Annotated in this window: 16 protein-coding genes, 2 tRNA genes and 1 other RNA gene; 16 read left to right on the top strand and 3 right to left on the bottom strand. The window is 35.7% G+C overall.

The features are described 5' to 3' along the window. Positions 1-27: 27 nt before the first annotated feature. Positions 28-732, top strand: coding sequence for a Crp/Fnr family transcriptional regulator (locus QE429_RS14595; RefSeq protein WP_307287912.1), 705 nt, complete (start codon positions 28-30; stop codon positions 730-732). Positions 733-973: 241 nt separating this feature from the next. After that, positions 974-1,819, top strand: a complete 846-nt coding sequence (locus QE429_RS14590) for an AAA domain-containing protein (RefSeq protein ID WP_307287910.1) — start codon at positions 974-976, stop codon at positions 1,817-1,819. Between the two features lie 476 nt (positions 1,820-2,295). Here QE429_RS14590 and QE429_RS14585 read toward each other — a convergent pair whose 3' ends face one another. Next, the gene (locus QE429_RS14585) at positions 2,296-2,856 is read right to left on the bottom strand and encodes a hypothetical protein (RefSeq protein ID WP_307287909.1); all 561 of its coding nucleotides are present in this window, start codon (positions 2,854-2,856) and stop codon (positions 2,296-2,298) included. A gap of 581 nt (positions 2,857-3,437) precedes the next feature. On the opposite strand from QE429_RS14585, the gene QE429_RS14580 reads away from it, so the two are divergent. The 12 genes from QE429_RS14580 (at position 3,438) to QE429_RS14525 (ending at position 10,396) form a co-directional block, all read left to right on the top strand. Beyond that, positions 3,438-3,890: a YaiI/YqxD family protein gene (locus tag QE429_RS14580; protein WP_307287907.1), complete on the top strand. Its 453-nt coding sequence runs from the start codon at positions 3,438-3,440 to the stop codon at positions 3,888-3,890. 30 nt (positions 3,891-3,920) lie between these two features. Continuing rightward, positions 3,921-4,112: a hypothetical protein gene (locus QE429_RS14575; RefSeq protein WP_048008527.1), complete on the top strand. Its 192-nt coding sequence runs from the start codon at positions 3,921-3,923 to the stop codon at positions 4,110-4,112. Positions 4,113-4,578: 466 nt separating this feature from the next. Then, on the top strand, positions 4,579-5,163 hold the full coding sequence (locus tag QE429_RS14570) for a hypothetical protein (RefSeq protein WP_307287898.1): 585 nt from the start codon (positions 4,579-4,581) through the stop codon (positions 5,161-5,163). A gap of 371 nt (positions 5,164-5,534) precedes the next feature. Then, the gene (locus QE429_RS14565) at positions 5,535-5,963 is read left to right on the top strand and encodes a hypothetical protein (RefSeq protein ID WP_307287897.1); all 429 of its coding nucleotides are present in this window, start codon (positions 5,535-5,537) and stop codon (positions 5,961-5,963) included. Positions 5,964-6,027: 64 nt separating this feature from the next. Then, positions 6,028-6,570, top strand: a complete 543-nt coding sequence (locus QE429_RS14560; RefSeq protein WP_307287895.1) for a hypothetical protein — start codon at positions 6,028-6,030, stop codon at positions 6,568-6,570. A gap of 235 nt (positions 6,571-6,805) precedes the next feature. Then, positions 6,806-7,459 (top strand): DsbA family oxidoreductase, encoded by a 654-nt coding sequence (locus QE429_RS14555; protein WP_307290828.1) that lies wholly within the window; start codon positions 6,806-6,808, stop codon positions 7,457-7,459. A gap of 130 nt (positions 7,460-7,589) precedes the next feature. After that, complete coding sequence (locus QE429_RS14550) at positions 7,590-8,141, top strand: GNAT family N-acetyltransferase (protein WP_307287894.1); 552 nt, start codon at positions 7,590-7,592, stop codon at positions 8,139-8,141. Positions 8,142-8,251: 110 nt separating this feature from the next. Further along, a tRNA-Ser gene (locus QE429_RS14545) sits at positions 8,252-8,342 on the top strand. Positions 8,343-8,354: 12 nt separating this feature from the next. Further along, positions 8,355-8,436 (top strand) — tRNA-Leu (locus QE429_RS14540). After that, positions 8,436-8,521: signal recognition particle sRNA small type (ffs, locus tag QE429_RS14535), an RNA gene on the top strand. The genes QE429_RS14540 and ffs overlap by 1 nt, the downstream gene beginning before the upstream one ends. A 114-nt stretch (positions 8,522-8,635) precedes the next feature. Continuing rightward, on the top strand, positions 8,636-8,992 hold the full coding sequence (locus QE429_RS14530) for a hydrolase (protein WP_307287893.1): 357 nt from the start codon (positions 8,636-8,638) through the stop codon (positions 8,990-8,992). Between the two features lie 174 nt (positions 8,993-9,166). After that, the gene (locus tag QE429_RS14525; protein WP_307287892.1) at positions 9,167-10,396 is read left to right on the top strand and encodes a Bcr/CflA family multidrug efflux MFS transporter; all 1,230 of its coding nucleotides are present in this window, start codon (positions 9,167-9,169) and stop codon (positions 10,394-10,396) included. Between the two features lie 58 nt (positions 10,397-10,454). On the opposite strand, the gene QE429_RS14520 is transcribed toward QE429_RS14525, so the two are convergent. Next, complete coding sequence (locus QE429_RS14520) at positions 10,455-11,324, bottom strand: nuclease-related domain-containing protein (RefSeq protein ID WP_307287890.1); 870 nt, start codon at positions 11,322-11,324, stop codon at positions 10,455-10,457. A gap of 35 nt (positions 11,325-11,359) precedes the next feature. After that, positions 11,360-11,788 (bottom strand): hypothetical protein, encoded by a 429-nt coding sequence (locus tag QE429_RS14515; protein WP_307287889.1) that lies wholly within the window; start codon positions 11,786-11,788, stop codon positions 11,360-11,362. A gap of 249 nt (positions 11,789-12,037) precedes the next feature. Between QE429_RS14515 and QE429_RS14510 the strand changes: the two genes are divergently transcribed. Then, positions 12,038-12,790, top strand: a complete 753-nt coding sequence (locus tag QE429_RS14510) for a YwaF family protein (protein WP_307287888.1) — start codon at positions 12,038-12,040, stop codon at positions 12,788-12,790. Positions 12,791-12,866: 76 nt separating this feature from the next. Then, complete coding sequence (locus QE429_RS14505; RefSeq protein ID WP_307287886.1) at positions 12,867-13,859, top strand: macro domain-containing protein; 993 nt, start codon at positions 12,867-12,869, stop codon at positions 13,857-13,859. The last annotated feature ends 46 nt before the right edge of the window (positions 13,860-13,905 follow it).

Here is a 13,905-nt window from a genome sequence, read left to right as displayed (position 1 = left end):
CTTTCATATCAAAATGAGGTGAAGAAAATGAATGATATTGTTAATGAGTTCAATTTGCTCAATCCTTGGCTGGACTATCTTCCTTTCACATGGCAGGAATTAAAGCAAAAATCCGAACAAATTAGATTTGAAAAGCACGAAACTATTTTCCACCAAAACGAAGTTGGCCATTATATATATTTAATTGAATCTGGGCGCGTTCGGTTGTTCTTGATTTCACCAAACGGAGAAGAAAAGGCGCTCACAATTATCGGGAAAAATGGGCTACTAGGTGAGTGTTCTTTGAATGGTGACTCCCGTTATGCTACTAATGCAATAACCGCTTCTGAAGTAATACTACATAGAATTTCAATCCCAACCTTTTTTGACTTTCTTTCGAAAAACCCGCAATACATTCATCAAACTCTTGACCTTATTACTAAAAAATATCGGCTTTTGTGTTCGCAATCTTTACAATTAAGCTATATGAAAGCCCTGCCAAGGGTTTGTGCAGCTTTCATTCAGCTATCTTTACAATATGGCGTAAGGACAGGTGAGAAACAGGTTCAAGTAACCATTAGTTTTACTCATCAAGAAATGGCAAACTTGCTAGGTACTACAAGGGTAACCATTGCAAAGAATATTAAATGGCTGGAAGATCATTCATATATTGTAAAAAAAGGAAAGTTATATGTGATTAATAATATTGAAGAGCTTGCTGAGTTGGCTAATGATAAAATGCTATTTCCTTAGGTTTATTATATTTTGAAAGTTCAAAAAATAATGTAAAATAGTTAACAATGTCATTATTTTTTAATTTTGATCTTTTTATGGTGTCAGGCACCAATAAAACAATGTGGTTCCATTTAAAAAACCACCAGCCATTCACTAGAAAAAAGTCAATGGAGGTTGGATTATACAGTCAAATGAAGTAGAAGTGATTGAGATTGTTACTATCTTGAAAGATATATTAATCAATCAACCAGGATAAACGGTGGGGATCATTACCTTTAACTCTAAGCAACAGTCGAAAATCCAGGATCAGATTGATAAGCTTGTAAGTGAAGATGAGGAATTCAGTTCTGTTTATAATCAAATGTTAACTAGAGATTTGGATGAGCGTGTTTTCGTGAAAATTATTGAAAATGTCCAAGGGGATGAAAGGGACATTATTCTCTTCTCAATTGCATATGCAAAGAATGAAGAAGGCAAGGTTTATAATCGGTTTGGGATGCTGAATCAAAAAGGTGGAGAGAACCGTCTAAACGTTGCCGTCACACGGGCAAAAGAAGGAATCACGGTAGTTTCTAGTATTGAACCGGAAGAACTAAATGTTGCTAATACATCTCAGATGGGTCCGAAATTATTAAAAGCTTATCTAAAATATGTAAGAGCAGTATCACATGCACAAGTAGAACAGATAAATGCTGTTGTGCAAGAAGTAAATAAAAATGTAAATACACATGTGCAAGAAAAAGAATTGCAATTTGACTCTCCATTTGAAGAACAGGTTTACCATCAATTGAGAAATCTCGGATACGATGTAACAACTCAAGTGGGGATGTCAGGATATAGAATTGACATGGCTATTATTCATCCGCATGATTCATCGAGGTATATTTTGGGGATCGAATGTGATGGAGCCATGTATCATAGCTCGGCTAATGCCAAGGAAAGAGATGTCTATCGTCAACGGTTCCTTGAAAGCAGAGGCTGGACAATCGAACGTATTTGGAGTCGAAACTGGTGGAAGAACTCATCGGCTGAGATTGAGAAGATTGACCAGAAAGTGAAGGAATTGTTGAGGATTGAAGAGGTAAGGGAGAAGGTTGTGAAATAAATAGTGTGATTGTTTGCTCTTTGACATCAAATATGTCAGAGAGCATTTTTTTTGGAGCAATATAAAACCTATCCATTAATTGGTATATAGGATTCAGAGGATTTGTTTCAGGGGTTAATAAAGAAGTATCCCAATCTTCTTGCGGGTGACCAGTTTAATATAGATTTACCAGGAAGATGAAGAGTAATTAATTACAGCCATTGAAATGTACGACTTCAATTACATGAAGTGTACAAAGAATAATAAGACGGTCACCACCGCAATATTACTGGTAATAGGAGGAATAAATAAAATAAATCTAAAGTTTGGAGTATCAATCATGTAAAAAAATTTGATTAAACAAGACCAGCCTTGCGCAAACGAGACGGGACTGATTTTAGGGTAACTCTTGTAGTACGTAGTAGACACATACTGTACAGCAAAAATCTACAATTATAGAAGACTTTGTGAAAAACTATAAAGAACTTAAAAAAGGTCTATAAATATGATTTCAACCTTCTAAAATTACTCAATGAAAGTCCACTATAAAGATCTTTATATGGACATACAGGAGTGATTGTTTTGTAATCGATTGTACTTTTATCAAACACCAAAGCGTGATTTTCCCAAAAAAGCAAAGACTCGATGAGTTCTCGTTTTGTTTTGATGTTAGGATCTTCAGGTTCTTTATAAGCCCCATTGCCGGGAAACATAGTGACTAATAAGTATTGATTGTTGTTATGTCTGGTTCTGTTAAGGATTACAACAAAGGAACTGGTAATGCTGCCCTCTCTATTTTTAACAAACCTAGTATATAAATTTCTCTCTTTACGCTTAGCGTAAACGATTTCTGAATTCTCATCCGTGTTTACCAATGTTGAAATTCCAATGGGTACGGGTGAATTAATAATGAGTTTCTCTGATTGATTTGAAAGGTGGTCGAAATAGCCATCTTGCTCATAGCTCTTTAGCACTTCTTCCCAATCAAAAAAGAAATCATTCTGATGAACTTCCATATGAATTTTGCATCTATCAGAAATAATTATTTTCTTTTTCATTATCTTTTTAACACCTCTTAAATTCGAAAAGACTAAATGCTGTTGGTCTAGTTTATTTAGTTTCTTACGCATTTTTTTATTTATACAAATCCTACATTAGAGGTTTATTGTTAAGTGCGCAGTACAACAATACTATGAAATTATTAAAAGTGTTACCGCTTTGCAAAGTAAATTTGTGAACTATTGTACTTATACAAACGGGAGCGAGAGTTGATCAACAAACAATATTGTTATTGTGGTAAATGATGTCTTTTGTTGTATAAAAAGGATAGATGTATACAGGTGATCATCCTGTCATTTATCCTTTTTCTTTTACACTTATAAAGTGTGTGACATTATAATCAAGTATTCAGTTCTAAGGTATCCTAGAGATTTAATAAAAGCAGATGATTTAGCAACCTATTTTGTAGGCAATTGAACGAACATTTGCCAACAAAATTCTATAAAGTATAATATGAAGATATAAAAATACAGCAAAAGGAAGAACTCTTAATTATTTTTAAACAAAATTCACCAGTCTCTTTTATAGTTGAAAAAGATTAAGTTAAATAGTAAGTCGAACTTCTTAACAGGAGGGAAAGATGAAAATTTATGTGGATGCAGATGCTTGTCCGGTGAAAGATAATATTATTGCAGAAGCAATGGATTTTAAAATTCCGGTTATCCTTGTTACAAGCTTTTCTCATTTTTCTAATGCAGAACAGCCATCAGGAGTGAAAACCATTTATGTTGATTCTGGAGCAGATGCTGCAGATTATCGGATTGTGAAGTTAGTGGAAAAAGGAGATATTATCGTGACGCAAGATTATGGTCTTGCGTCACTAGGTTTAGCAAAAGGAATTATCGTTCTCCACCATAAAGGATTTAGATATACAAATGAAAATATTGACCAATTATTACAAACACGTTATTTAAGTGCAATGGCTAGAAAAAGCGGACAGCGAACAAAGGGACCAAAGCCTTTTACAGCAGAAGACCGGGAGCAATTTAGGGATCTTTTTAAACAGGTTATTTCTAGTAAAAATTTAAGCTAAACTCAGAAATTCAGAAAGGAGATAAATATTTTGAAGTATTTAAAATCGCAAATGCAACAACTAATTAAGGAAAATAAAGAACTGCATACACGCTTTAAAGAACTGAAGGCTGAGCATGGTCTTGAGAAAAACAATGCCCTCAAGGCCTTGTACCATTCAGAAGTTGCGGATGGAGGAAAGTATCAGGTAGCTTACCAAGCACTTGATCAGCCCAAAAAGTAGACTCGTATATCTAATTATACTTACAAAAAATTCTGTTATAAATGCTGGATGGTTATAAGTGGATTAAGTTAGTGACCAAAATATGAAGTAGGTTGCTACGCAGTACAACAATACTGTGCCGGAAAGCTTAACAAAAGCCTAATTCCTCAGTAAAAATAGGAGGATTAGGCTTTTTCAATTCATTATCCCTAAAGTTTTTCTATTGGCAAATGCGTTGACAACAAGTGGAAATTCCATGGCAACTGATGATAAAAAACATGGCAGAAGTGATTCATTCATGTGGCTGTAATCAAGTAATTGATAAAATTAAAGTTTATGTCGTTCGATGTCTGAGTTATAATGTGAAGTATATTGATAGAATCTTTTACTATTTTTGAAATATTGGCATTAGATTTTACAGAATTAGTAATGAGACTAACCTTGTGCTGATTCATAAATACGAAAACGATTAGAGGGGTCGAAAACATTGTCATTAGAACTATTATCAAAAAACACAGCAGAAGTTTTTCATGCTTTTATTAGTCAGCCTCATTGGGATAAAGTTGAGCGGGAAGAAGGAATTAAAAAGGTTTTAATAAGATTAAGAGATGGTGTAGATTCTGAGGAAGAGTATTTAGAGGAACTCTTAAAGTATGTAACCTTCCAATATGCAAATACAAATACGGCGATTTCTTTTCTAGCGCAGTGTATTGAAGAAGAACAGTTTTTCCCACTAGAAATCTTCCATTCGGTCATGGCGGATGTTCCGAAACAAGTGGAAGAAACTAATTTTCTTGAAGAAAATATGCCTCGGTTTCAACAGTTAGTTTACCAAGGATCGGACATTAAAGAGCAAGTAATCCATGCTGAAGGTGTTTATTTCCATACCAAAATTGTAAACGATTTGTTGGTTGAATTTATAGGGACATTCCTGCATCCGGATAATAGAGACTACATGGTGAACTTCTTGGAGTATTCTTCAAAAGTAGTCATTGATATGGTTATGTATTTTTGCCAAACGCATTCTAATCTTATTGCAGAAGAGCTGAACACGATTCACTCATCCAAATAGAAACATTTGCCTGACCGGACATGTACCAGCATGTCTGGCTTTTTTTTTATAATTTTTCTTACATATATACTCTTGTCAATTTTGTGAAAACCATTTGGATTAGCGGCGATTTATTGAAGTGAATGATATAATTGCTTATGACTAATAAATTCTCCTATTTGATTTTATATTTCCTCCCTAAGCTATCTTTTTTCCTACCCATAAATTCTTTCGTTTATTGTTTCCTTTGCTCTCTCATTCTTTATTCTAGTTTATTTCCCTTTTTATTTGCAGTCTTCTGTGTCTATCTGACCTTATTTATAAATTTTTGGAAGGGAAGTGTTACGTAGTTAAAAAAATCATCTTTTCATTTTAAGGAGGAGGAATAGTTGATGGCATCATTTTTACGTCCTGTAGCTTGCCCTGATTGTGGAAGATTTGCTGTTGAGGATTATTATTACAGGATTGGTGCAGGCTATATCATCTGCCAATGCTGTGGTTGTGAAGTTGATCGCGAAGCAAAATATGATCCGGAAAATAACACTTCTTATTTTGAAATTGAAAAAAGAAGGGGGTATGGTAAATTCTTTTTGAAGATGAAGGATGGAACCTTCAGTAGTAAACTATTAATGAGTCCATTAACCAATGAACAATTTGAAAATCTCAAAGGCAAATTTTATAACGATGATGTGGACCGGGAGAAGAGTTACCTAGTTACTTATAAAAATGGTGAATTTGAAACATTATTTGGCAGTGTCCCTGAGGATTTTCATTTGTCATTTGCGGAGTATATCGAAAAATATGGATATGATTGTATATAGAGGTACTAAAATTCATTTTACAATGAAATTGATGTTTGGTTAATAATGGATCGGAGGTGCGTTTATGGAAGAGACATTGAAAATGATTCTTTCAGAATTGCAACATATAGGTACTGGTCAAAAGGAATTAATAAGCCTCACAGACCATCTAGAAAAGGGCCAGAAGGAGTTATTGAACCGCTCAGTAAATTTAGAAAATGGACAGGAAGAATTAATTACAAGTCATAAGCAATTAACGATTCGAATGGAAGAGGTTGAGAAGGGCCAACAAGAGGTAATAAGCAGCACAGAAAATTTGAAAAAAGGGCAAGAAGATTTAAATACAGGTCAGCAACAATTAATGATTCGGATGGACCATGTTGAGCAGGGACAACAAGAATTAATAAGTCGAACAGCAAATTTGGAAATGGGACAAGACCAATTAAAATCTGGGCAACAAGAGATAAAAGATATTATAAAACACACTGCCACACTTATGACTGAGAATTTCACAACCATTAGAAGGGACATGAAAGCATTGGCATTTGATGTTAATTCTGATGTAGAGCTTTTATTTAAGGAAGTAGCAGAAGTAAAAAGAAAAGTAAATAAATTGGAACACAAATAAGTATAAATAACGTAAAGTTACTGGGGAAATACCACAGATTAAATGTGAGTCAATTTTACCCTAAATAATGGCTCATTTATCCATGGATCATTCTTCATTATAGATATGTGCAAAGCACTGAATCATATTCTGTGTAAAATAAACCCGTTTCCCTTATACTATACAAGAAAAACAAACGGGAGGGACAACCATGCATATTGAAATGTGGACTGATTTTGCTTGACCATTTTGCTATATTGGCAAAAGGCATCTGGAGGATGCCATTAAACAGATTGACCATCCGATTGAAGTAACCTATCGTTGCTACGAATTGGATCCGACAGCGGGTCGGGACATTAAAGAAAACATTTATGAAGCGTTAGCTAAAAAATATGGGATGAGCATCGAGCAAGCAAAAGCCAATACTGAACGAATGGTTCATATGGCCAAGGCAGCTGGACTAGATTATCATATGGATACGCTCATTTTAACAAATACCTTCGATGCACACCGTGTGACGATGTTTGCTAAGAAGTATGGTTTAATGAAAGAGATGACAGAGCGCATTTTACACGCGTATTTCACGGAATCCAAGCATATTGGTGATCATAAAACGTTAACAGATTTAGCAGTAGAGGTAGGGTTAATCCGGGAAGCTGTTGAAAACATGCTTGCAAGTGATGAAATGGCGAATGAAGTGCGTGCGGATGAACAAACCGCACAGCAGTACCGAATTACAGGTGTTCCATTCTTCCTTATTAATAAAAAGTATGCCCTATCCGGTGCACAACCAACGGAGGCATTTGTTCAAGCATTGAGAAAAGTCATTCAAGAGGATGAAATCGTTGTGTTAAACAACGATGATGGAATCGTCTGTGATGAAAATGGTTGTGAAATTCCTAAAAAGTAATCCGTTTCCTTACGTAAAAACAACCTGATTGAATTCAGGTTGTTTTTTACTAATCAGTAAATAATAATAACAAAATGATAAGGAGGTATACTTGGTAGCGTTTTTGCGATAATGCTCCAGGTAAAAAGGTTTGAATTTTAAAACTTATGATCAATGGAATGAAGCGATTTGGGCCGAAGCAGGCTTCATCTATAAACAGGCTTTTAAGGACAAGGGAGCAAAACCAGTGGAAATCATTCGAAACATGTTTCAAAAAGGGATTTGCTATTTGCATGTTGGCTATATAGAAGACCAAATCGTAGCGATGGCCCTTACCGGTAAATTGAATGAACTGGATGCTTTATTAATTGATTATTTGGCTGTTCATCCAGATTTTCAAAATCAAGGGTTAGGGAAGAAAATGGTGAACTATATTCATGAATGGTGTCAGACTAAAGAACACTTTGATGCATTAATTATTGAAGTAGAAGCAGAAAAAACACCGGAAAACCTGAAAAGAATTCATTTTTGGCAGCAGTGCGGTTTTACCTTGACTGATTATATTCATCAGTATATTTGGGTGCCGGAGCCTTATCAGGCAATGTATGTTCAAACCACTTCTAAGCATAAGGAATTTACTGGTGAGGATTTGTTTAAGCATATTGGAAAGTTCCATAAAGCATCTTTTCAGAAAAAGAGATAAAAAACTTAGGAGTTTTGTCTACCAAAATTTACAGGTAGCTTCCAATTGGTGTGGATGTTATAGTTAGTTTGTAAGTTCTTAACGGAACTTTTTGAAGTAGTTCTTCATACAGAGAAGTACTCAAGAGGCTGAAGAGGCGCCCCTGCTAAGGGTGTAGGTCGGGTAACCGGCGCGAGGGTTCAAATCCCTTCTTCTCTGCCATAATATTATTTTGCGGGTGTGGCGGAATTGGCAGACGCACCAGACTTAGGATCTGGCGCCTTCGGGCGTGGGGGTTCGACTCCCTTCACCCGCATCATAGTCCAACAAGGACACTAAGAAACTGGTCAGGGCAGGAATGCAGCAGCCATAACTAGTGAAATTGTGTGGGCTATTACATAGTGCGAAAGCGATCAACGCTAATCTCATTCTTATATGAGGTTAGCGTTTTTTCTTTACCGTTTTGGACTTGAAAAGTTGTGGTATACATGGAAAAAAGGATAGGAGATGATTATATGGATGAAAAACGCAGTTATTTCATTAACATACAATCCCACGAGATTTTTGCTGAACCGAATGGAGGGGAATGGGATTTTAAGATTAACGCAACGGAAAGCCAAGTTGCTGTGCTGGAACGGTTATTTGATAAAACCGATGAAACAGATTGGGAAAGTTATATTCGGGCCCATATTCCATTTCTTGAATACCATCATCAACCCGAAAATAAAGAATATGACATGCGAATGATGGTGATTTATTCTTTACTCTATTATTTGGGCGATGAAAAAACTCGTGCACATATTCGTGATATGGGAATCTTGAATAATGAATTAGAAAACGAACAGTCCCTACTGGGGTACCGTGAGTTTTAATGCATTTTAGCACTCAATTTTTGGGTGCTTTTTATTATGGTCTAAAAGAAATAAATCACTATTGTTTACGATTGAGTAAGAATAGGTTATAATGAAAATTATTTTTATTTAGCATATCGAAATAAATTGAAATAAGTGAATAAACTAATATTTTTTTTAGAAAGGCGATGGATTTTGAATAAACCGAGTGGAAAGAAACGAATACAGCTGGCTTTACTCCTTGGATCACTTGGACTATTAGGACCTTTTACAATTGATACGTATTTGCCGTCCTTTCCAACGATTGTAAAAGATTATCACACCACAGCTTCACTGGTACAAATTAGTTTAACTTCATGCTTATTAGGTCTAGGTTTGGGGCAATTGATCATTGGCCCTTTGAGCGATGTGAAAGGCCGTCGAAAACCTTTGATCTTCTTTATCATCTTGTATTTACTGGCTTCGCTGACATGCGCTATAGCGCCAAATATTTATTTCCTTATTGGATCTCGTCTAGTCCAGGGCTTTGCCGCAGCAGGTGGACTTGTGATCTCAAGAGCGATTGTCAGAGATCTTTTTAGCGGAAGGGAACTGACCAAGTTTTTTACGATGATGGTGTTAGTTGGGAACCTCGGGCCGATCGTTGCACCGATTGCTGGCGGAGGGATTCTTGCTTTTACCAATTGGCATGGGGTTTTTGTTGCATTGGCTTGTCTTGGTGCGGTGTTGTTCTTCACTGTTATATTTAAATTAGAAGAAACTCTGCCCGTAGAAAATCGTGTTCCTAGCAATCTACCACAAATTATAAAGAATTTTGGTTCATTATTTAGAGACCGAACGTTTATGGGATACGCACTCACGCAAGGTTGTACTACTGCTGGGATTTTTGCCTATGTATCTGGTATTCCGTTTGTCTATCAAAATATTTACGGAGTCACACCCCAACAATTTAGTTTTTTATTTGGAGTAAATGGAATTGCTTTGATTATTGGAAGTCAGATGGTTGGGCGATTGGCAGACTTCATTCCGGAGAAGACATTCTTAAAGATTGGATTGGTCATCTCTAATGTAGCGGGTGCTTGGTTACTCGTTGCTTTGCTTTTAAAAGCACCACTTTTCGCAGTAGCCATCCCAATTTTCTTTTTCGTATCGTCCATCAGTATTATTGGGACGACGTCTTTTGCTTTAGCTATTGAATCACAAGGACACATAGCGGGCAGTGCCTCAGCCTTATTAGGCGTATTGCCTTTTGTTCTCGGTTCAATAACAGCTCCGCTTGTAGGAATAGCAGGGGCGAATACAGGGGTTCCAATGGGTGTTATTATCTTCTGCGCCAGTTTTCTGGCGTTCCTATCCTATTTCAGTTTAGTTCGTAAAGCTTCGATACGGATACAAACTACTAATAACATAATCCCAAAACGCTAAACTCATACTTATTTGAGTTTAGCGTTTTTTCTTCTTATTATGAGTTACCTTAGCAAACTTAAATATAATTAGCGCTTTCAATAAGATGCTTTATATTATTAAGCTGAAAAGCACCATATATTCTATTTTTGGATGTAAGCTCGTTTATAAAAAACTGTTGTAACTGCTCTTTATTTGTAAACCGTTTTACGGTGCTGTTATCCGACCAATCATGAAGCTCTTTATCATCGTCATTAAAGAATACCAAGGAGTTTATCCATGTTGTAATATCTTGACTTTGTAAATAATTTGATAGGATGACGGCTGTCTCCTGAACCTGGCTAATTGGATTTTCATATGTCTTTACAGTTAATGCTCCCGACTCATCCTTATCGAATATAAGCGTTTCCTCTTTTTCACTGTCCACAAACTCTGCTAAAAAAGAAAACCTATGGCTGCCCATTTTTGTTAATCCCAATAATATATGACCTTTCCAGTGTTTTGTTTCTAATACATATATACCAGTTGATAAGAGTACAAGGTGATCGATCTGCCGATAATTGCCGTTTATCTCAGGTATAAAAATATTCGGCATAATAATCATTTCATCGGGTGGAATAATTTTTTTTCGAATTAAATCAGATTTGAAATTTTCGAGTATCTGATGGGTGATGATTTCCCCTTGGTTTCTATAATTTTTCCGTATATCTTCATTTTCGATCATGAGTTTTTCTATTTCACGTTGGTATGATTCGGACAAATGCATAACCTTCTCATCGAAGTTGGCTGCTGCCGTTTCCATTGTAGCTTTTTGCAATTCTTTAAAGGCTGTTAACTCTTGGAAATGGTTGTTTCTCATTTCTTTTTGTTTAGCCTTTTCCTTTTTAACTTTATAAGCTAACCAAGCGACAGATGCAGCTAGTAAAGTGGAAATAATTAACCAGGTCATTTATTTTCTCCTTGAATATCAGATAATATTTTTGTTTAATAGTTTTTTAGTAGCATTTTATCTAAATCACGGACTTTATCATAGGAATTCACGAGCTTCTCAGGTACCAAGGTTCTACCATACTCCCAAGCAGTCGTTTCTATTTTAGCTAAAATCTGTGTTTTAACTTCCTCCTCTAAATACTTTAAAACCCTTAAATCATGTTTGTTGTTCTGAAATACTAAATAATAACCGAGCTGGCGATAGAGGATAATTTTAACACAGTCTTCATCTGTCTCCTTAATTTTAAAGTTAATATTAGCTATGTATCCATTAATTTGTAAATAGTTAAACTTAATAGTATTAGTCGATACATTATAGCTCATAGGCGCAAGTAATTTATTGTTAATTTCATAATCAATATTTAATGTGTGCTCATGTAAAGTATTTTTAATTATTTTCTCAATATCACGTATATAAAGCATCTTATTGATCGCTACCTTTCAAAATCTTCTACTCTTTATTTTTAAGAAATAAAAGTGGAAAGTAAATCCATCAATTTTCCTTTGGACTTTATTCCTATCGTTATCTCTAAGAAGTATTTAGAATATGAAGTCACAGGAAATGATCGTTCGGCCGTTTAAAATCATTAAAAACCATGACAATTTTTTATGTTAATGAATACATTTAGATTAACAGCATTTCACCGAACAGCGAGAGGTGGTGATAACATCATGTTTTCTGTTACAGGAATGCAGGGGTTTGAGTTGTTTTCTGCAGCGCATATTTGGACCTTAGTGGTATTCTTTGTTGCTTGTGGTGTACTTGTGTATTTCAGAAATAAAGCTAAGATTTATCAGAAGATTATTAAATGGACACTGTTTCTTCTTTTGCCCGCTTGTGAGATTTCTTCGCATGTATGGTTAATCCTAACCGACCAATGGGATGTGAGCGATCTTCCTTTACAGCTGTGTTCGCTTAGTACCTTTTTAGCCATGTATTTATTTTTGAAAAAGAATCGAAAGATGTTCTATTTATTGTATTTTTTCGGTACGCTTCCTCCATTTTTAGCGATGGTTACACCAGAAATGGTCTACACATTTCCTCATTTTCACTTTATCGAATACTTCCTTCATCATTCCGTACTTCCGTTAGCCGCATTATATTTCATCCTATACGAAGGTTACAGGGTTCCAAAGAAAGCCATCTTGTTTAGTTATGTAACCGCTAACATTATTGCCGTTCCCATTTTTATTTTGAATAAGCTGATTGATACGAACTTTTTCTACTTGGCTGCGCCAACAAAATCAGAAACTATTCTGACCTTCTTCGGAACGGGAATTATGTATTATATCAATCTAGAGATTGCCGCACTAATTGTATTTGGGATTACCTATATTCCAATGGAGATTTTACAAAGGGTCGAAAGGAAAAAGAAAGCTGTAGAAAAGATTGAAGTACCATCAAGTGTTGGGCCGGACATGTAATTGCATGTTCGGTCTTTTTTCAATTTGATATAATAGAAGTAAGAATAAAACGTTTAAAATGGGGATGGGAATAAGTATGCCATTAGAAATTGTTCGTAATGATCTTACCAAAATGAAAGTGGATGCAATTGTCAACGCCGCAAACACCGGGCTCCAAATGGGTGGCGGTGTATGTGGAGCCATTTTTCGAGCGGCAGGTGCTGGTGAACTGCAGGGGGCTTGTGATCAAATCGGTGGGTGCCAGGTAGGAGAAGCTGTGATAACGAATGGGTTTAACCTGGAACCAAAATATATCATACATACGCCAGGACCGATTTGGCAGGGTGGAACCAATCAGGAAGCTGACTTGTTAAAGAATTCTTACTTTAACTCTTTAGAACTAGCAAAAAAATATCGGTGCAATTCGATCGCCTTTCCATTAATTTCAACAGGCATTTATGGCTATCCCAAGGAAGAGGCTTTGCAGATTGCGATTTCCACTATAAGTTCCTATTTATTACATCATGATTTATTCGTTTACCTCGTTGTCTTTGATAAAAGTTCATTTGGTATCAGCAAGAAATTATTTCAATCCATTGAAGAGTATATCGACGAGAATTATGTTGATGAAGCTGGTCTCACGTTTAATCGTAATAGGGTAGACCCATATGTCCTGGAAGAGATGCGTGAGAATCAATGCGAGATATTTAAGGAAGCCGAATATTCCTTAGTAAATCTGTTAGATCAACTCGACGAGTCTTTTTCTGAAAGGCTGTTGCGTTTCATTGACGAAAAAGGCATGACAGATGTGGAGACCTATAAACGGGCCAATCTTGACCGGCGTTTATTCTCAAAAATCAGGACTAGTGTTGATTACTCACCAAAGAAGAAAACTGCCGTAGCATTGGCTATTGCGTTGCAACTGGATTTTAAGGAAACGTTGGAATTGCTGTCCGCTGCCGGTTATACCTTGTCACAGAGCAGTAAGTTTGATGTCATTATTCAGTACTTTATTCATCAAGCAAACTATAATATCCATCAAATTAATGAGGTTTTATTTTCTTTTGACCAACCATTACTTGGTGCTTAAAATGTCGCTTTCGAAGCGACCTTTTCTTTTTTTTAAATTGGTATCC

The sequence above is a fragment of the Bacillus sp. SORGH_AS_0510 genome (assembly GCF_030818775.1).
Classification (GTDB): Bacteria; Bacillota; Bacilli; order Bacillales; family Cytobacillaceae; genus Neobacillus.
The sequence above is the reverse complement of the archived record's forward strand: the minus strand, read 5'-3'. Positions and strand labels throughout refer to the sequence as shown.

What these genes read in the sequence shown, in the direction of transcription:
- QE429_RS14595 (WP_307287912.1), top strand. Translation starts at nt 28, where the DNA reads ATGAATGATATTGTTAATGAGTTCAATTTGCTCAATCCTTGGCTGGAC.
- QE429_RS14585 (WP_307287909.1), bottom strand. Translation starts at nt 2,856, where the DNA reads ATGAAAAAGAAAATAATTATTTCTGATAGATGCAAAATTCATATGGAA.
- QE429_RS14580 (WP_307287907.1), top strand. Translation starts at nt 3,438, where the DNA reads ATGAAAATTTATGTGGATGCAGATGCTTGTCCGGTGAAAGATAATATT.
- QE429_RS14565 (WP_307287897.1), top strand. Translation starts at nt 5,535, where the DNA reads ATGGCATCATTTTTACGTCCTGTAGCTTGCCCTGATTGTGGAAGATTT.
- QE429_RS14560 (WP_307287895.1), top strand. Translation starts at nt 6,028, where the DNA reads ATGGAAGAGACATTGAAAATGATTCTTTCAGAATTGCAACATATAGGT.
- QE429_RS14530 (WP_307287893.1), top strand. Translation starts at nt 8,636, where the DNA reads ATGGATGAAAAACGCAGTTATTTCATTAACATACAATCCCACGAGATT.
- QE429_RS14520 (WP_307287890.1), bottom strand. Translation starts at nt 11,324, where the DNA reads ATGACCTGGTTAATTATTTCCACTTTACTAGCTGCATCTGTCGCTTGG.
- QE429_RS14515 (WP_307287889.1), bottom strand. Translation starts at nt 11,788, where the DNA reads ATGCTTTATATACGTGATATTGAGAAAATAATTAAAAATACTTTACAT.
- QE429_RS14510 (WP_307287888.1), top strand. Translation starts at nt 12,038, where the DNA reads ATGTTTTCTGTTACAGGAATGCAGGGGTTTGAGTTGTTTTCTGCAGCG.
- QE429_RS14505 (WP_307287886.1), top strand. Translation starts at nt 12,867, where the DNA reads ATGCCATTAGAAATTGTTCGTAATGATCTTACCAAAATGAAAGTGGAT.